The 16,289-nt window shown below is 39.6% G+C and carries 19 protein-coding genes and 1 tRNA gene; 6 read left to right on the top strand and 14 right to left on the bottom strand.

Going from position 1 to position 16,289, the window contains the following annotated elements; translation table 11 throughout:
• Positions 1–243 precede the first annotated feature (243 nt).
• The 4 genes from ACTH6U_RS00290 to mutY all read right to left on the bottom strand — a co-directional run bounded on the left by ACTH6U_RS00290 (position 244) and on the right by mutY (position 3,009).
• Positions 244–319 (bottom strand) — tRNA-Phe (locus ACTH6U_RS00290).
• 228 nt (positions 320–547) lie between these two features.
• Positions 548–1,621, bottom strand: coding sequence for a membrane-bound lytic murein transglycosylase MltC (gene mltC / locus ACTH6U_RS00285; protein ID WP_294108759.1), 1,074 nt, complete (start codon positions 1,619–1,621; stop codon positions 548–550).
• Positions 1,622–1,678: 57 nt separating this feature from the next.
• Positions 1,679–1,945 carry an oxidative damage protection protein gene (locus ACTH6U_RS00280; protein ID WP_294108761.1) on the bottom strand — a complete coding sequence of 89 codons (267 nt, stop codon included), beginning with the start codon at positions 1,943–1,945 and terminating at the stop codon, positions 1,679–1,681.
• Positions 1,946–1,956: 11 nt separating this feature from the next.
• The gene (gene mutY / locus ACTH6U_RS00275) at positions 1,957–3,009 is read right to left on the bottom strand and encodes an A/G-specific adenine glycosylase (protein WP_441831324.1); all 1,053 of its coding nucleotides are present in this window, start codon (positions 3,007–3,009) and stop codon (positions 1,957–1,959) included.
• A 341-nt stretch (positions 3,010–3,350) separates the two neighbouring features.
• Between mutY and trmB the strand changes: the two genes are divergently transcribed.
• From trmB to ACTH6U_RS00250, 5 genes are all read left to right on the top strand, one after another.
• Positions 3,351–4,076 carry a tRNA (guanosine(46)-N7)-methyltransferase TrmB gene (gene trmB, locus ACTH6U_RS00270; protein WP_434720579.1) on the top strand — a complete coding sequence of 242 codons (726 nt, stop codon included), beginning with the start codon at positions 3,351–3,353 and terminating at the stop codon, positions 4,074–4,076.
• Positions 4,069–4,398 (top strand): YggL family protein, encoded by a 330-nt coding sequence (locus ACTH6U_RS00265; protein WP_294108767.1) that lies wholly within the window; start codon positions 4,069–4,071, stop codon positions 4,396–4,398. Before trmB ends, ACTH6U_RS00265 begins: the two co-directional genes overlap by 8 nt.
• A 61-nt stretch (positions 4,399–4,459) precedes the next feature.
• Positions 4,460–5,386 (top strand): glutaminase B, encoded by a 927-nt coding sequence (gene glsB / locus ACTH6U_RS00260; protein WP_434720578.1) that lies wholly within the window; start codon positions 4,460–4,462, stop codon positions 5,384–5,386.
• A gap of 40 nt (positions 5,387–5,426) precedes the next feature.
• Entirely contained in the window at positions 5,427–6,155 is a 729-nt protein-coding gene (locus ACTH6U_RS00255) for a DUF2884 family protein (protein ID WP_441831323.1), read from the top strand.
• A gap of 207 nt (positions 6,156–6,362) precedes the next feature.
• Positions 6,363–7,313 (top strand): siderophore ABC transporter substrate-binding protein, encoded by a 951-nt coding sequence (locus tag ACTH6U_RS00250; RefSeq protein ID WP_441831322.1) that lies wholly within the window; start codon positions 6,363–6,365, stop codon positions 7,311–7,313.
• A 126-nt stretch (positions 7,314–7,439) separates the two neighbouring features.
• On the opposite strand, the gene hemW is transcribed toward ACTH6U_RS00250, so the two are convergent.
• From hemW to rsmE, 9 genes are all read right to left on the bottom strand, one after another.
• Positions 7,440–8,579: a radical SAM family heme chaperone HemW gene (gene hemW / locus ACTH6U_RS00245; protein ID WP_441831321.1), complete on the bottom strand. Its 1,140-nt coding sequence runs from the start codon at positions 8,577–8,579 to the stop codon at positions 7,440–7,442.
• Positions 8,572–9,165: an XTP/dITP diphosphatase gene (locus ACTH6U_RS00240; protein ID WP_441831320.1), complete on the bottom strand. Its 594-nt coding sequence runs from the start codon at positions 9,163–9,165 to the stop codon at positions 8,572–8,574. The genes hemW and ACTH6U_RS00240 overlap by 8 nt, the downstream gene beginning before the upstream one ends.
• 15 nt (positions 9,166–9,180) lie before the next feature.
• Positions 9,181–9,765, bottom strand: a complete 585-nt coding sequence (locus ACTH6U_RS00235) for a YggT family protein (protein WP_294108777.1) — start codon at positions 9,763–9,765, stop codon at positions 9,181–9,183.
• Between the two features lie 18 nt (positions 9,766–9,783).
• A complete protein-coding gene (proC, locus tag ACTH6U_RS00230) occupies positions 9,784–10,605 on the bottom strand; it encodes a pyrroline-5-carboxylate reductase (protein WP_441831319.1) in 822 nt (273 codons plus the stop codon).
• Between the two features lie 18 nt (positions 10,606–10,623).
• Complete coding sequence (locus ACTH6U_RS00225; RefSeq protein ID WP_441831318.1) at positions 10,624–11,328, bottom strand: YggS family pyridoxal phosphate-dependent enzyme; 705 nt, start codon at positions 11,326–11,328, stop codon at positions 10,624–10,626.
• Positions 11,329–11,565: 237 nt separating this feature from the next.
• Positions 11,566–11,985 carry a Holliday junction resolvase RuvX gene (gene ruvX / locus ACTH6U_RS00220; RefSeq protein WP_441831317.1) on the bottom strand — a complete coding sequence of 140 codons (420 nt, stop codon included), beginning with the start codon at positions 11,983–11,985 and terminating at the stop codon, positions 11,566–11,568.
• Entirely contained in the window at positions 11,985–12,548 is a 564-nt protein-coding gene (locus ACTH6U_RS00215; protein ID WP_294108784.1) for a YqgE/AlgH family protein, read from the bottom strand. The genes ruvX and ACTH6U_RS00215 overlap by 1 nt, the downstream gene beginning before the upstream one ends.
• Before the next feature lie 148 nt (positions 12,549–12,696).
• Positions 12,697–13,650: a glutathione synthase gene (gene gshB / locus ACTH6U_RS00210; RefSeq protein ID WP_294108786.1), complete on the bottom strand. Its 954-nt coding sequence runs from the start codon at positions 13,648–13,650 to the stop codon at positions 12,697–12,699.
• Between the two features lie 9 nt (positions 13,651–13,659).
• A complete protein-coding gene (gene rsmE / locus ACTH6U_RS00205; RefSeq protein ID WP_294108788.1) occupies positions 13,660–14,391 on the bottom strand; it encodes a 16S rRNA (uracil(1498)-N(3))-methyltransferase in 732 nt (243 codons plus the stop codon).
• A gap of 247 nt (positions 14,392–14,638) precedes the next feature.
• Here rsmE and ACTH6U_RS00200 point away from each other — a divergent pair, with 247 nt between their 5' ends.
• Complete coding sequence (locus tag ACTH6U_RS00200; RefSeq protein WP_441831316.1) at positions 14,639–15,451, top strand: prepilin peptidase; 813 nt, start codon at positions 14,639–14,641, stop codon at positions 15,449–15,451.
• A gap of 26 nt (positions 15,452–15,477) precedes the next feature.
• On the opposite strand, the gene ACTH6U_RS00195 is transcribed toward ACTH6U_RS00200, so the two are convergent.
• Positions 15,478–16,122 carry a DsbA family protein gene (locus tag ACTH6U_RS00195; RefSeq protein WP_434720684.1) on the bottom strand — a complete coding sequence of 215 codons (645 nt, stop codon included), beginning with the start codon at positions 16,120–16,122 and terminating at the stop codon, positions 15,478–15,480.
• Between the last annotated feature and the right edge of the window lie 167 nt (positions 16,123–16,289).

The following is a 16,289-nucleotide window of genomic DNA, read 5'->3' as shown; positions in this document are numbered from 1 at the left end:
TAATTTGTATTTAGCGATTTAATTGGACGAGCTCAATAAAAACTAGTTTGACCGGATTAGCTAAGGGTAACAAACTAAATCGAACTGCAGTTACCCTGATTGTTACCCTTATTTGTATTTGATGTAGGGTAATGTCAGTTGAACTCAGTTGACAAACGAAAGACTTGAAAAGCGTTGAGACGCCTTATCTCAGAGATTTTAGGTATAAAAAACCTCGCTTTTTAGCGAGGTCTTATAAATGCGTGGTGCCCGGACTCGGAATCGAACCAAGGACACGGGGATTTTCAATCCCCTGCTCTACCGACTGAGCTATCCGGGCAACGGAGCGTATTAAACCTGATTTAAGAGGGTGAGTCAAGGAACATTCTAAAAAACTTAGGTCGGATGCGCTTTTTTTCAACAGGTTAGCTAAATTTTAATCTAAATGAATAAAAAATGTGATAAGAAAATAAATGCCAGCGAGAAAAAAGATTATTTTCTCGCTGGCATTTAACGTTAATGCTTATCGATGATTTTTTAACATCATCACTTTTCAAATTAAGATGTCTTAGCGTAAATAATTTTTCTGTGCTTTATTTACCTTGATAAGGTAATTGCGTGATTCAGCGGCAGGGTGCTTAGTCGATAATGTTTCATAAACCTCACCAGGCTCTAAATTATTAATACGCTGTGCTGCTTGTTTCTTATCACTGTGGAATACGCGCAATACGCTACCAGCACCACCATTATAGGCGGTAATAACCGCGTAGCGGCGAGAGGTTTGATTGCTTACCTCGCCCAAGTAGCTGTTTTGCAAAATAGCTAAATAAGCGGCACCTGTATCGATATTGTTTTGTGGATCAAACAAATAACTGCGACTCGGTACGCCAGATTTACCTTGTGAGCGGAAAACATCTTTACCAGCAGTATTTGGCATGATTTGCATTAAACCAAGCGCATCAGAGCGGCTAACTGCATAAGGGTTAAAGCTCGATTCTATCTGCATAATGGCAAGGATCAGTGATTCATCAACCCCATATTTAGCAGCAGATTTTTTAATATAAGGCAGATATTTATGGGCGCGTTTATCTAGATGGTTTGGCACGAGCTGCATGGTGACTGACCAAACGATATTCATGCCTGATTGGCGACGTTGCATTTTGTTAGTAATCAGATAATCTGCAAATTTAGTTGCGCGCCACTCCCAACGAAGGGGTTCACCCGTATTATCTAATACTTGACCAAACAAAAATGGTTCTTTGCTGTAAGGTATATCATTGGTATCAGAATAGAGGTCGATAGAATTAGGATCATCGCCCATCAATAAAGTAGTCACTATGGCTTTTTTGAGATGTTGTGCAGGCTCAATAGCTGAAATTGTTTCGACTGTGATGGTACCTGCGTCAAAGTTAATATGGCTGCGAGTGCGATATTCATCGGTATATTTCACATAGTCTTTAGGACCTGCAATAAGCACTTCTTTGATGCCCCAAATGTTTTCAATATTATGAGCAAATTGTCCCATAAGAATATCGAACCCATTGGTGTCTTTGATAAAGTCAGGGTTATAATCAGTTTTTTGATTGCTAGAACAAGAAACAATCAGTGGTATCAGCAATGTTAGCGCAAATAGTTTTTTCATACGATTCACAGTGTTAATGCAATAGGCCTACCTATAGGTAGATAGGCCAATAAGCGATTATTCAGGTGTATAACCATCAATTTGAATATCATGCCCTTCAAATAAGAATTTGACCATTTCTTGCTCAAGCATTTTACGGTCATCAGGGTTCATGGTGTTGAGTTTCTTTTCATTAATCAGCATGGTTTGTTTTGTCATCCACTGACTCCAAGCTTCTTTTGAAATTTCATTAAAAATACGTTTACCTAATTCACCTGGATATAGCTGAAAATCTTGACCATCAGCATCACGTTGTAAAAAAGTACAAAAAATGGTTCTACTCATTAATTATTTCCTCAAATATCAGGTAGTAAGGCAAGTTGTTTTAATAAACTATCAACCGGTGCTGCCAAGCCGATTGTTGCACCTAAGTGTAAGTTATACCAGAGTCCTTTGCCTTCATCCATGGCAGAATTAAATGCGTTAATATTAACTTTTACAGGAATAATATCTAGATGGAAATGGCTAAAAGTGTGGCGAAACGCAATTAATTGCTCAGGCGTATCATGACCTAGTCCTGAGTTGACAAGCCATTCATTCAATTTTTCGAAAGACTCAAATTGTGGAAAAACAAATAATCCCCCCCAGATGCCGGAAGGTGGGCGTTGTTCTAACCAAACTGAACCTTCTTGCTGCATAATTAAGAACCAAGCGCTTTTTTCAGGGATGGTTTGTTTTGGTTTTTTCCCTGGATAGGTCTGCCATGAATGATTGGCATAAGCTACACAGCCCATATTGAGCGGACACAATTCACATTTTGGTTTGCTACGAGTACAGACCATAGCGCCTAAATCCATCATGGCTTGGTTAAAAAATTCGACTTCTTTTTTTGGGGTCACTTTAGTGCTGATATCCCAAAGCCGATTTTCAACATCTTTTTTACCCGGCCATCCATCAACTGCATAACAGCGAGCAAGCACGCGTTTTACATTACCATCTAAAATTGGGTAATGTTGCTGTTGAGATAACGACAATATAGCACCAGCAGTGGAGCGTCCAACACCCGGTAAAGCAAGAACTTCATCAAAAGTGGTGGGGAATTGCCCGTGGTATTGCGTTGAAACCATTTGAGCCGCTTTATGTAAATTGCGTGCACGTGCGTAATAGCCTAGGCCTGTCCACAAGTGCAAAACTTCATCTAAAGGCGCAGCCGCTAGGGCGTTCACATCGGGAAACCGGTGAATAAATTTTTCAAAATAAGGGATGACGGTGCTGACTTGAGTTTGTTGCAGCATGACTTCCGATAACCAGACGTGATAGGAACTTTTTTCCTGTTGCCATGGTAAGGTTTTTCGTCCGTATTTGTGGTACCAGTCAAGCACTGCACGTGAAAATTGTTGAGCTTCCATTGATATATTATTTTTATTGATATTCCAGTAATGGTGAGGATTGCAACATAGAGCGCGGTGGCTGTAAACCGCTTATTGTGTGGTTTAGTGTAAAGTTATCCAATTATCAACTGCAACTGTGTGAGACTTTTGGTAAACTCCCATACCCGTCATGCTTCAAGTTGTCTGGGTGACGATTACATTCAGCTATCCAAATCACATAAACTTATATGTTTATCGAGATAGCACAACAGTACACAGACCAACAACTCGAACTATTTAGGGTATATTGAGTCGAGTTATATTTAACTTGATTGTTGGTACATTGACTAAATTGGGCAACTAATTCTTAGAACTTTATTATGATCAATAATGTTATCTCCCCCGAATATAATGAAGAAGGGCGGATTATGCGCCGTGTGCGCAGCTTTGTTCGTCGTCAGGGGCGTCTGACTAAAAGACAAGAAGACGCATTAGAAAGCGAATGGGCAGAAATGGGTATCGATTTCATTAACGAGCCCCTTGATTTTGCTAAAGTATTTAAAAATTCAAACCCTGTGGTACTTGAAATTGGGTTTGGTATGGGTACCTCTTTGGTCACCATGGCGTCACAAAATCCAGAGAAAAATTTTTTTGGAATTGAAGTTCATGCGCCAGGTGTTGGTGCGTGCCTCGCTTTTGCTAAAGAAGAGGGTGTGACGAATTTACGTGTGATGTGCCATGATGCAATCGAAGTATTAGATTGCATGATACCGAATGAAAGTTTATCGATGGTTCAGCTATTTTTTCCTGATCCATGGCATAAAATAAAACACAATAAACGCCGAATTGTGCAAGCACCTTTTGCAGAAAAAATACGCAGCAAGCTTGCGGTCGGTGGCGTTTTTCATATGGCGACCGATTGGCAGCCGTATGCAAAACATATGCTTGGGGTGATGAACAGTGTCGATGACTATAAAAATTTATCGTCAACTAATGACTATGTTCCTCGTCCTGAAACAAGACCAGAAACAAAGTTTGAAAAGCGAGGCCAGCGGTTAGGGCACGGTGTATGGGATTTAATGTTTGAGAGGATTAATCATGGCTAAACAACCACGCAGTCGTCGTTTACGTAAAAAAATGCGTATAGATGAATTCCAAGAATTGGGTTTCATCGTAAAATGGAATTTTAAAGAAGGCACGCCGATTGAAGAAGTTGACCGTATGGTTGACCTGTTTATCGCCGAAGCTATTGAACCAAATGGCCTTGCTTTTGAAGCTAGCGGTTATATGAATTGGGAAGGTATTGTTTGCCTACAACAAATTGGTAAATGTACAGAAGAACACCGTCAAATAGTTGAAAACTGGCTAAAATCTAAAGGCATGAGCGATATCGTCGTTTCAGAGCTTTTTGATGTTTGGTGGGAATAACTGATATTGGTTTTCTATAAAGGCATCCTCTTGGATGCCTTTATTTTCTGGAGTGAAAACTTTGAGTTTAATGTTTTCTAATCAATTGCTGAACGATATTCTCGATCAAGTACGTCCAATGGTCGGAAAAGGACAGGTTGCCGCTTATATACCGGCATTAGGCAATGTTTCTCCCCATCATCTCGGTATTGCTGTGATGACCGTAGATGGTGACATATTTACCGCAGGGGATACACAGCAACGTTTTTCAATCCAATCGATTTCAAAAGTCCTTAGTTTAACTTTGGCAATGACGCGTTATGAAGAGAATGAAATTTGGAGTCGAGTCGGTAAAGAACCTTCTGGATTACCCTTTAATTCATTAATTCAAATCGAGATGGAAAAGGGAATTCCACGTAACCCCTTTATTAATGCCGGTGCTATTGTCATTGCTGATATGTTGCAATCACGCCTCAGTGCACCTAAGCAACGAATGTTAGAGTTTGTCCGAAAGCTAGCTTGTGAGCCGGATATTTCTTATGACTCCGCGGTGGCGCGTTCAGAAATGGAGCATGCCAGTCGTAATGCGGCTATTGCCTATTTAATGAAGTCATTTAATAATTTTGAAAATGATGTTTTAACAGTACTTGAAACCTATTTTCATTATTGCTCTCTAAGTATGAACTGCGTTGAATTAGCGCGCTGTTTTTCTTATTTGGCATCGCAAGGAATATCGTCTTGTTCCATCGACCCTATCATTACACCTCTGCAATCTAGACAAATAAATGCATTGATGATGACATGTGGGATGTACGACGGTTCTGGTGAATTTGCATTTCGTATAGGTATGCCCGGCAAATCGGGTGTGGGTGGTGGTATTGTTTGCGTGGTACCGAATCAGTTTACCGTGGTTGTGTGGGCGCCTGAATTAGATGCAGCAGGGAACTCTTTAGTCGGTTGTGCTGCCTTAGAATTATTATCGAAACGAATTGGACGTTCTGTTTTCTAATTATCATCAATGATTGAAAGACGCTCTATTAGGAGATTTTATGCTACGTCATACATTAATTGCACTGTCATTATTCGCTTGTGCAGCTAGCCAAGCCGCTGATTACAACTGCGCGGTAACACCCAAAGATGATATTTTTATGACACCTGATAATGTACAGGTGGTAGGCCGTAGTGGTGATCTGAATATCACACCAAATGGCGATATGACTCTCAATGGTAAAAACATCGCTGCGACAGATGAGCAAAAGCAACAAGCCATTCGTTACCAAGCCGCTATTCGTAATGATTTGCCGTGGATTAAATTAGAGTCAGAACAAAAATTAGCAACATCAAAGCAAACACTTGATAAAGTAGTGGCTAGGGTGATGGGCAATGACAGTAATGTACGAAATCGCTTAACCAAGCTTGAAAAAGAACTTAACGGTCAAATAAGCCAAATTATTGAAACGCGTCCAAATGGTTATGTTTTTCATCATGAAGCGATGAAACAAGTCGAAGCAAAAGGTCGTCAGCTAGTCAACGAAAGCCTAGGCGGTATATTGCAAGATAGCATTAATGAAATGGGGCGTAAGCAGCTACTTTCAGGTGGTGATGTAAATCAAGCACTGCAAGGCGTATTAGGCAATCTTGGTGGATTGCAACAAGAGCTGGATACCGAGTGGAAAAAGCAAGAAAAAAGCTTCCAACAATTCGGCCAACAAGTTTGTGCTAAAGTGACCTCTTTAGAACAACAAAGAATTTCATTATTGAACTCAGTTAAAAAATAGTGAATTAACTGAATTTAAAACAGAATAAAGAGCAAAAGCTGGTGGCGAATTAATTTTGTCACCATTTTTTTTATGGGTATTTAGGATAAGTGTGATACCGATATCATTAATGAGAATGAAAATGAAATTAATTATCATTTAATTGACATGTTTGAGTCTGACCTTAGAATACAAGGCTGGCTTAATGACTAAATGGTATTGTTTACTATGAAAAAATTCATTCCCGCTGTACTTGCTTCTCTGTTATCGTTCACCGCGCCTTACGCTCTTAGTGCAGAATCAACGGCTTTTACACCTAATGCAATCACGGCTCAAACTGCTGAAAAAGTGACTATAAAGCATCTTTCAGGTGAGACTGACGTGGCTAAAAAGCCACAAAAAGTGGTGCTATTTGATTTTGGTGTTTATGATTCAATGCAAAAATTAGGTTTAGGCGATAAAGTTGTCGCATTACCAACTGCAAATGCACCTGCTTATATTAAAGGTGATATTCCTGCATCAATGGAAAATGCGGGTGGAATGAAGCAGCCTGACTTAGCACAAATACAGCAATTAAAGCCCGATCTAATTGTTATCACCGGTCGCCAAGGTGCATCATATGAGGCTTTATCTAAAATAGCCCCAACGATTAACCTCGGTTCTGATAGCAAAAATTATATTGATTCAGTGAAAGCAAATATTACTTTGATTGGCGAGCTTTATGGCAATCAAAAAGATGTTGAAGCTCAGTTAGCTCAATTAGATAAAACTATTGCTGATGCTCAAAAGAAAGCGGCAGATTCCAATAAAAAAGTACTAGTGCTGCTGCATAACGATGGAAAATTGATACCAAATAACCAAGCGGTTGTTTATAACGTGGTTAAAGCGCAGCGTGCTGAATTACCTGTACAAGATGGTGCAGATAAATCAAAACGCCGTGTTGTTGATACGAAAACTATTGCACAAGCTAATCCAGATGTGATCTTAATTGTTGATCGCAGTGAAGCGATTGGTGGCGGTAAGTTAGATAAAACCGTATTTGAAGATACTAATATTCAAGAAACCAAAGCTTATAAAGATGGCAAAATCGTTTATCTGCAATCAGATCTTTGGTACTTGTCTGGCGGTGGTTTAGTGAGTTTGACTGAACAAATTGATGCCGTTACAAAGGCGCTGTAGTTAGTTTTGAACTAAATTATTATTACCTCAAGCAAAGCCAGCTCATGTCGCTGGCTTTTTTGTTTGCATAATTTATTGATATAAATTGAGCTGAGGCGAATAAATTAATTTACTGATTAGATATCGCTACTCTTCACCAAGAAACAATTCTAATAATGAGTTAAGAAATAGTTTTCCGTGTTCAGTTATTTGCCATTCATCATGAGTTTCAAGGATATACCCCTTAGAGATAGCTTCGTCTATTGATGCTCTGACAACCGACTCTCCAAGTCCTGTATATTCGGTAAACTCACGTCTTGGCATGGCTTCAAGCAAGCGAAAACGATTCATGAAATATTCAAATGGCCTATCTTGAGCTTCGACATCATAGGACTGATGTAAATAACGCCCTTCCATATAGCCACGAGGGTGTTTAGTCTTAATGGTGCGCAGAATTCGCCCGTCAGTAAAAGAAATTTTACCGTGGGAACCACAACCAATTCCTAAATAATCACCGAACCGCCAATAATTTAAATTATGTTGGCATTGATATCCCGGTTTTGCATAAGCAGACGTTTCATATTGCTCATAACCCGCGGCCGACAGTAATTTATGACCTTCAGAGTAAATATCCCAAAGGGTATCGTCATCCGGCAATTTGGGTGGACGAGAACCAAATTGGGTATTAGGTTCAATTGTTAACTGGTACCAAGAAAGGTGTGGAGGCGAAAGCTCGATAGCCTGACGTAAATCAGATAAACCTTCATCACGAGTTTGTGACGGAAGTCCATGCATCAAATCGAGATTAAAGCTGCGCAGATTAAGGTTTGTCGCCAAATGAGCGGCACGTTTAGCTTCATTTGGACCGTGAATGCGGCCTAACATGATTAATTTGTCATCACCAAAACTCTGTACACCAATTGATATACGGTTAATTCCTGCTATTTGATAGCCCGCAAAACGTTCAGCTTCAACTGTGCCGGGGTTAGCTTCCATGGTCACTTCAGCTTGGGGATCTAACGTGATGCGTTGACGAACGCCATCCATCAGTGCTTGCATTGATTCAGCGCTGAGTAGGCTTGGCGTACCTCCTCCAATAAAAATAGTTTTTACTGGGCGCGAGCCTATTAATTTTGCATCAATTTCAAGGTCACTAAGCAGGTGCTCAACATACTCTTGTTGAGGAATTTCACCTTTAAGCGTATGTGAGTTGAAATCACAATATGGGCACTTTTGTACACACCAAGGAATGTGAATATATAGGCTTAGAGGTGGAAGCTTAAGCATTTTTTAAGACATCCAACATCATCGCTAAAGCTTTTCCACGGTGTGAAACCGTTTGTTTTTCAGATTTGCTCAATTCAGCGGAGGTACAATTTAGTTCGGGTACATAGAAGATAGGATCATAGCCGAAACCACCTTGACCTTGGGGTTCTTGGGTTATTATGCCATGCCAACGGCCGTGAAAAACTAGCGGCGTTGGGTCTTCTGCATGACGCATATAGACTAATACGCAGTTGAATTGTGCCTGACGTTTATCCTCAGGCACATTTTTCATTGCATCCAGTAGTTTAAGCAAATTTTGCTCATCAGAAGCATCTTCACCTGCATAACGTGCAGAGTAAATTCCTGGCGCGCCGCCGAGTGCATCAACAGAGATACCGGAATCATCCGCAATAGCGGGCAATCCCGTTTGTGCGGATGCATGACGTGCTTTTAAAATCGCGTTCTCAATAAAAGTAAGACCCGTCTCTTCTGCTGATTCAACACCAAGGGTCGTTTGCGCGACGATATCTAGGCCAAAATCACGCAATAGCTCTGCTAATTCATTCACTTTTCCGGGGTTGCCGGTTGCTAAAACAACTTTTTGCATCGTATCAAACCTGTCTTACATAATACCAATGGAATAGAGCATCGCAGTTAACGATGGGTCAATCATCAAAGAGACATCGACGCGTAAATAGTTAAGTGCAATCAAGATAAACATCACAATCATCGCTGAGAAATCTAATCCACCCATTGCTGGAATAATGCGACGAATTGGTGCCATTAGCGGCTCAGTTAATTGGAAAAGTAAGAAATCAACGGGGTTACGACCTTGGCTTACCCAACTTAAGATGGCACGAATTAAGATCATCCAAAAAATAAGTTTTCCCACATAAGTGAGTAATAAAATAATACCCATTGGTAAAATAGTAATACCTAAAGCGGGTAACATATTTGTTGCCCACATGCCAAAAACGATAGCCGCAAGGGTTAGAACAAATGCAACCAGTAAGGTGGCGGTATCAATAGGGCCAATGGCAGGAATAACGCGGCGCAAAGGGCCAACAATGGGTTGAGTTGCTTTTACAATAAATTGTGAAAATGGATTGTAGAAGTCAGCACGCACGCACTGCATCCAAACCCGCAGCAATAAGACGAAAATATAGAGCTGAATAACTGTTGTAGTGACAAAAACTAAAGTCTGCATGGTTTGTCCCGCGATTAATTAAAAAAGTTTTTCCATTTCTTCTGCGCGATCAATAGCACTTTGCATTGCATTTGCTACGACCTGCTGAAGATTTCCATTATAAAATTGCTCTAAAGCCATCGCGGTAGTACCGCCTTTAGAAGTGACTTGTTCACGCAGTGTTGAAAAGGCGATGTCCCCTTGAGATTTAGCAAGGGCAACTGAGCCCTCTATGGCATTGAGGACAAGTTCACGTGCTTGTTTCTCATCATATCCGAGTTGCTGCGCTTTTTGTTGCATGACTTCCATAAAGAGAAAGACATATGCAGGAGAACTGCCAGTGATAGCGATGATATTATTGATTTCTTGCTCTTTTTTACACCAAATTGTAGAACCTACACTTTGCATCAGTTCTTGAGCAAATTGTTTATCTTCAGTGGTGACAGATTCTTGAGCAAATAGACCACTGACGCCTTTACCGACAAGGGAAGGTGTATTTGGCATAATGCGTACTAAGTTAAGCTCATGAGCAAAATAATCATTGTAGCGCTGTGCAGGGATCCCCGCGGCAATCGTTAATATGAGTTTTTGATTAAAATCGGCTTGATTCTGTAGTGCTTCGCAAACCTCTTTCATCATTTGCGGTTTTACCGCTAACATAATCACATCGGCTTGTTTTACCGCTGTAATATTATCACTGGTGCTTATTATGCCATATTGTTCGGCAAGTTTGTCTCGGCGTACCGGCGTAGGAGAACATACGGTTATCATGGTAGCTGGATAACCATGACTAACGAGACCTGCAATAATGGCATGAGCCATATTACCGGCGCCAATGAAGGCAATTTTACGATGTTGCATATTGTTCTCCTCTATTGATCATTTTTCAGGTTGAGCATCATACTGGCGTGCACCAAAAATGGCTGTGCCGATACGGACAAGTGTTGAACCACAATGAATGGCAGCACGCATATCATCTGTCATTCCCATGGAAAGCGTATCAACATTAGGGTAAATTTTTTGCAATTGCTTAAATGCACTTTCCATTTTATGAAATGCTACGCATTGTTTTTCATAATCAGTTTCTGGTGCAGGGATCGTCATCAAACCACGTAAAACTAAATTTGGCATTAGCGATATTTGCTGTGCCAATGGTTCCAGTTCTTCTAGTTTGATCCCAGATTTGCTGTTTTCATCACTGATATTGATTTGAATAAGCACATTTAATGGGGCTTTATCACTAGGGCGCTGATCATTTAAACGCTGAGCGATTTTTGCTCTATCTAAGGTATGAAACCAATCAAAATATTCTGCCACTAGGCGGCTTTTATTCGACTGTAATGGGCCGATAAAATGCCATGTTAGGTCATTTCTATCAGCAAAAAATTGAATTTTTTCGACACCTTCTTGTACATAATTTTCACCAAATTGGCGTTGTCCTGCCTCAATAGCGTCCAAAATGGCTTCACAAGGTTTAGTTTTACTCACAGCCAACAGTGTAATGTCTTGTGGTGAACGATGACACTCTGTTGCGGCAAGATTAATGTGAGCGATTACATCAGAGATATTATTTTGAATGGTCATTGTTTTATTCAATATAGTTTTATTCAATACAATTATGTTCAATTACATTGGGTGAATATTTAATGTTGATACTTAGTGTAAAGCAAATTGCGTGATAACGGCACCTTTGCATAGGTTGAAGGTGAAAAATAATCATAAAAATGGTTAAAAACCACGATTTTGATGCTACTTTTTCGGTTATGTCATGTTTTTAACTGTTTTGTTATTTAATTTTTAACGATGTTCTTAACTCTATTTTTAACTATGCTGCTCAAACCAGCTTTCGAGAATAACGACAGCAGAAGCTGAGTCCACTTTGCCTTTACTCAATGCGCGATAACCGCCTTGTTCAAATAGCCCTGATTTTGCTTCCACAGTTGATAGCCTTTCATCATGTAATTCAACTTTAACGCCGAATCGCCCATGTATACGATTGGCAAAATTACGCGCTTGGCTAGTGACTAGTTGCTCTGTGCCATCCATATTCAGCGGTAAACCGACTACCACTAATTGTGGTTGCCATTCTTTGAGTAGTTTTTCAATTTGTAACCAGTCAGGTCGACCATCGTGCGCTTTTAATGACGTGAGGGCACGTGCTGTTCTTGTGATCTCTTGGCCAACAGCGACACCAATACTTTTAGTGCCAAAATCAAAGCCAAGTAATGTACGGCTAGACATTATGCATGCCCCGCTTGCATTGATATGGTTTGAATATTAATCCCTAAAAGATTTGCCGCCGCTTTCCAGCGTTCATTAATTGGCGTATGAAAAATTAATTTAGGATCGGCTTCAACGGTGAGCCAACTATTTTCCATAATTTCACTTTCAAGTTGACCAGGTTCCCAACTTGCATAGCCTAGCGCGACTAAAGAATAAGTAGGGCATTGTTCGCTGCCGAGTGTCTCTAAGATATCTTTTGATGTGGTTACCATCACATCATCGTTCAGATGCAAGCTAGAAGAAAATCCAGAAATCGGGGTATGAAGGATAAATCCATGCTCTTCAGCGACGGGGCCACCGGCGATGACCATTCTTTCTAAATTACGAGTATCAATTTTATCTGAAATAGTAATATCAAGTTTTGTTAGCATGGTACTGACTGAAAAATCTTCAATCGGTTTATTAATAACTAATCCCATCGCGCCGTTTTCGTTATGTTCACACACATAAACCACAGACTGTTCAAAATAGGGATCTGTTAAGGATGGCATAGCAATTAAAAAATGGTTTTGTAGATTCAAACTCAAATTCCCCTCAAATTTTATTTTGTGCAGATTATATTTACGGCTTAACTCGCTTACTTTTAAATAATAGCTTTCAAATAATTTGTTTCAAACAAAGAGTTAAAAGGCCTACAAGAGGCCCTTTAATCAATGACAGAAGGCTTGTTTAGCGAGCTTGCTTTAAACGACGTTCAATGGCATCCATTAGCATGCCTGTAATTGAAATATCAAAAGCAGCTTCAATTTCACGTGCACAGGTTGGACTTGTAACGTTAATTTCAGTCAACCTATCGCCGATGATATCAAGGCCAACAAAAAGCAGACCTTTTTCTTTCAATATTGGCGCAACTGCTCGGGCTATTGCCCAGTCACTTTCACTGAGTGGCCTTGCTTCACCACGTCCACCAGCAGCGAGGTTACCACGAGTTTCACCTTGAGCTGGGATACGCGCTAAGCAGTAAGGAACTGGCTCACCATCAACAACAAGTACACGCTTATCACCGTCCTTGATAGCAGGAAGGAAATTTTGCGCCATACAAAAGCGAGAGCCATGCTCAGTTAAGGTTTCAATAATAACCCCAACGTTAGGATCGTCCTGTTTTAAACGGAAAATGGAAGCACCACCCATGCCATCAAGGGGTTTAAAAATTACATCCCCGTGTTTTTGATGAAATGCTCTTAGTTGTTTCGCGTTTCGGGTCACTAAGGTATCTGGTGTTAATTCAGGGAACCAAGCCGTAAATAATTTTTCGTTGCAGTCGCGTAAACTTTGCGGTTTATTCGCGACTAAAGCACCGGCTTGCTCCGCTCTTTCCAGAATATAGGTTGCGTAGATAAATTCAGTATCAAACGGTGGGTCTTTACGCATTAAAATCGCATCGAGATCGCCTAAGGCGATATCTTGCTCACTGTGGAATTCATACCATTTGTTTGGGTTTTCTTCGACAGTGATAATTTTAGTTTGTGCGCGCGCTTCGCCCTGATGTAAATAGAGGTCATTCATTTCCATATAATGGATTTCATAACCACGACGTTGAGCTTCTAGCATCATAGCAAAACTAGTGTCTTTCTTGATTTTAATGGACGAAATAGGGTCCATGACTATACCGAGCTTGATCATTTTTTCTCCTTAACCGAGATCACCTAGGCGCACTTGAAGTGCGGTGATTGCGGTTAGTGCAGTCGTTTCTGTTCGTAACACTCTAGGTCCTAACAGTATATCGATAAATTGATAATTTGCTGTCATGGCGATTTCGTCTGCTGAAAGGCCACCTTCGGGGCCAATCAATAGCCTAACTTTTTTTTCTTCTCTTCGCAGGGTATTAATACTTTCTGTTGCGCGAGGATGTAAATTAATTTTTAATGCGCCGTCATCTTCTGCGCACCAAGCCTCAAGGGGTTGTACGGCTCGAATTTCAGGGATTCGATTTCGTCCACATTGTTCACAGGCAGCAATCGCAATTTTTTGCCATTGCTGTAATTTTTTTTCGAGTCTGTCGCCATCAAGGCGTACGCCACAACGCTCAGAAATTAGGGGAGTAATCGTATTTACACCTAATTCAACCGCTTTTTGGATAGTAAACTCCATTTTTTCACCTCGAGACATGACTTGTCCTAGGTGTAAATCAAGAGGAGATTCACGGTCATCCATACAGCTACTTATAACGTGAACGAATACATTCTTTTTAGTCGCTTCAGTAATTTCAGCGCTAAATGTTTGATTACTACCGTCAAAAAGTTCTATTTTTTGACCTGTCGTCATGCGAAGTACCCGTCCCACGTGATTTGCCGCATCATCGCCAAGCGATACCGTGGTATCGATTTGAAGTTGCTCTGGATGATAAATGCGTGGGATGCGCATAATGTTTCCTTAATGATACTGAGTTAATAATTAATATGGCTTTGATGGATATGGAGGCTGAATCTCTAAAAGCAAGGCAATGGTTCTAGTTTATAACGAATAAAAATGGTTTTGTAGTACGTCTGTGCGGTATCTAAAATCATCTTTGTCGGATAAACCGACCTTTAAACTCGGAATTAAGGTGTTGGGATATGTTTTAACTCACAGTATATTAATAAAAACCTCCATAATGGAATAAGGAGATAACATGATTATGTTTTTTTGGGATTCTAATAATGACTTAATTAATTATCGCTATTTAGTGGCTGAATTATTTACTCTTTTGTTTTCGTGTTTTGACCGAATGCTAGATTCAGTTCTCTCCATTAGCTTATCTTTCCAACGATTTATTTATCCTAAAGTAAATGTTCATTACTTTGATTTATATTGTTTTTTATTTATTTTTTCTATTGTATCTACCTTTGTAACCCATAAGATTTTAAATTATCTCCCTGAAAAATATTTTGATGAAAAAAATATTAATATAAATAAAGGTTACTGTTTTATTTTCTATATACTTATTGGTTCGTTTATTGTTTTTTTATTTAATAATTTATTAGTTATTATATTATTTTTTGGTTTTTTAAACTTGGTTGTTCCTTTATTTATTATCGATTTTAAAACAGGTTATTTACCTGACATATTAACGTATCCACTATTGTGGCTAGGCTTGCTTTATCAAGTTTGGATGCCTTATGGCAATGTAGTTTCTGCTATTTATGCGGTTATTTTAAGTTTTACGATGATGGTTGTGATAACGACATTGATAGAGAAAATCAAAAAACGACCACAAATGGGGCGAGGGGATTTTAAATTGATAGCCGCCTGTGCTGCATGGTTAGGCATACTTCAACTACCTTATTTTCTCGGATTAGCTGCATTTTTAGGACTAATACAGTATGGAATAGAGTACTTGAAATTGAAAAATAAACAGGTGGTTAGTGTTCCCTTTGGTCCAGCGATTATCCTAAGTGCAAGTTTATGGCTGTATTTATTCAATGTTAATAATATATTGATATAACAGCCATAAGTATGAGCGTTTAGTTATTAATTAGCGGCGGTAACTAATGAATCTAAAAATTGTTGCCACTTAGTTGAGTCGCCCAAGTAATTTTGCAGCGGTACTTTTAACCATTTATCTTGTTGCTTGATTAATAGCGTTGGAAAGCCAGAAGAACTTGATTGGGCCAGTAATTTTTTACTATTTTGAATATGTGCAGCTGTTTCGGCTTGTTCACTCAATGTATAGTCTTGCTGGTATTTTTCGCTATCCAAACCTATTTCGTTAGCAATAGCAGACAAAGTTTGGGGCTCTTTAATATGACGACCTGAAATGTAATGGGCTTTTTGAATTGCTTTCAACATTTCAACGCCTTTACCCTGTTTAGTCGCCGCTAAAATAGCCGTCTGTGGCGGAGTTGAATCCATTACTAAATTCGGCTCGTGTAACATGTTGATATAGTCATCACCAAAAATTTGTCCAGTCATCGCTGCAATGCGCTTATCTGATTGCATTATATATTGGCGAAACTGATCATCCAAGTGAAGGCGCGAATCACCGGCTAACATGCCGCCACCATGTAATTCAAGTTCGATATCAGGGTGATTAGCCGCGATTTCAATTAACGGTGCTGCTGCATAACACCAGCCACAGTAAGGGTCATAGATATAATGTAAGGTTATTTTATTCATCATTTTTCTCAGCTTAAGTGTTTTGGGTATAGGGCTCAAATAAAGTGTTCAGATAAAAAGATTAAAGTCGTTATTGAAAATTAATTTAGTTTTAGTTGTTTGTTGACAGTTAAAACGGATAGTAACAATAAACGGTAGAAAACAATATATTCCCCATGTTATCGACG

The organism is Providencia sp. (genome assembly GCF_052096715.1).
Classification (GTDB): domain Bacteria; phylum Pseudomonadota; class Gammaproteobacteria; order Enterobacterales; family Enterobacteriaceae; genus Providencia.
The sequence above is the reverse complement of the archived record's forward strand: the minus strand, read 5'-3'. Positions and strand labels throughout refer to the sequence as shown.

Excerpts from the sequence above, each read along its gene's own strand:
- ACTH6U_RS00280 (WP_294108761.1), bottom strand. The coding sequence starts at position 1,945 with ATGAGTAGAACCATTTTTTGTACTTTTTTACAACGTGATGCTGATGGT.
- hemW (WP_441831321.1), bottom strand. The coding sequence starts at position 8,579 with ATGCTTAAGCTTCCACCTCTAAGCCTATATATTCACATTCCTTGGTGT.
- mutY (WP_441831324.1), bottom strand. The coding sequence starts at position 3,009 with ATGGAAGCTCAACAATTTTCACGTGCAGTGCTTGACTGGTACCACAAA.
- ACTH6U_RS00265 (WP_294108767.1), top strand. The coding sequence starts at position 4,069 with ATGGCTAAACAACCACGCAGTCGTCGTTTACGTAAAAAAATGCGTATA.
- ruvX (WP_441831317.1), bottom strand. The coding sequence starts at position 11,985 with ATGTCTAGCCGTACATTACTTGGCTTTGATTTTGGCACTAAAAGTATT.
- ACTH6U_RS00200 (WP_441831316.1), top strand. The coding sequence starts at position 14,639 with ATGATTATGTTTTTTTGGGATTCTAATAATGACTTAATTAATTATCGC.
- ACTH6U_RS00240 (WP_441831320.1), bottom strand. The coding sequence starts at position 9,165 with ATGCAAAAAGTTGTTTTAGCAACCGGCAACCCCGGAAAAGTGAATGAA.
- ACTH6U_RS00225 (WP_441831318.1), bottom strand. The coding sequence starts at position 11,328 with ATGACCATTCAAAATAATATCTCTGATGTAATCGCTCACATTAATCTT.
- ACTH6U_RS00195 (WP_434720684.1), bottom strand. The coding sequence starts at position 16,122 with ATGAATAAAATAACCTTACATTATATCTATGACCCTTACTGTGGCTGG.
- ACTH6U_RS00250 (WP_441831322.1), top strand. The coding sequence starts at position 6,363 with ATGAAAAAATTCATTCCCGCTGTACTTGCTTCTCTGTTATCGTTCACC.
- ACTH6U_RS00255 (WP_441831323.1), top strand. The coding sequence starts at position 5,427 with ATGCTACGTCATACATTAATTGCACTGTCATTATTCGCTTGTGCAGCT.
- gshB (WP_294108786.1), bottom strand. The coding sequence starts at position 13,650 with ATGATCAAGCTCGGTATAGTCATGGACCCTATTTCGTCCATTAAAATC.
- mltC (WP_294108759.1), bottom strand. The coding sequence starts at position 1,621 with ATGAAAAAACTATTTGCGCTAACATTGCTGATACCACTGATTGTTTCT.
- ACTH6U_RS00235 (WP_294108777.1), bottom strand. The coding sequence starts at position 9,765 with ATGCAGACTTTAGTTTTTGTCACTACAACAGTTATTCAGCTCTATATT.
- trmB (WP_434720579.1), top strand. The coding sequence starts at position 3,351 with ATGATCAATAATGTTATCTCCCCCGAATATAATGAAGAAGGGCGGATT.
- proC (WP_441831319.1), bottom strand. The coding sequence starts at position 10,605 with ATGCAACATCGTAAAATTGCCTTCATTGGCGCCGGTAATATGGCTCAT.
- rsmE (WP_294108788.1), bottom strand. The coding sequence starts at position 14,391 with ATGCGCATCCCACGCATTTATCATCCAGAGCAACTTCAAATCGATACC.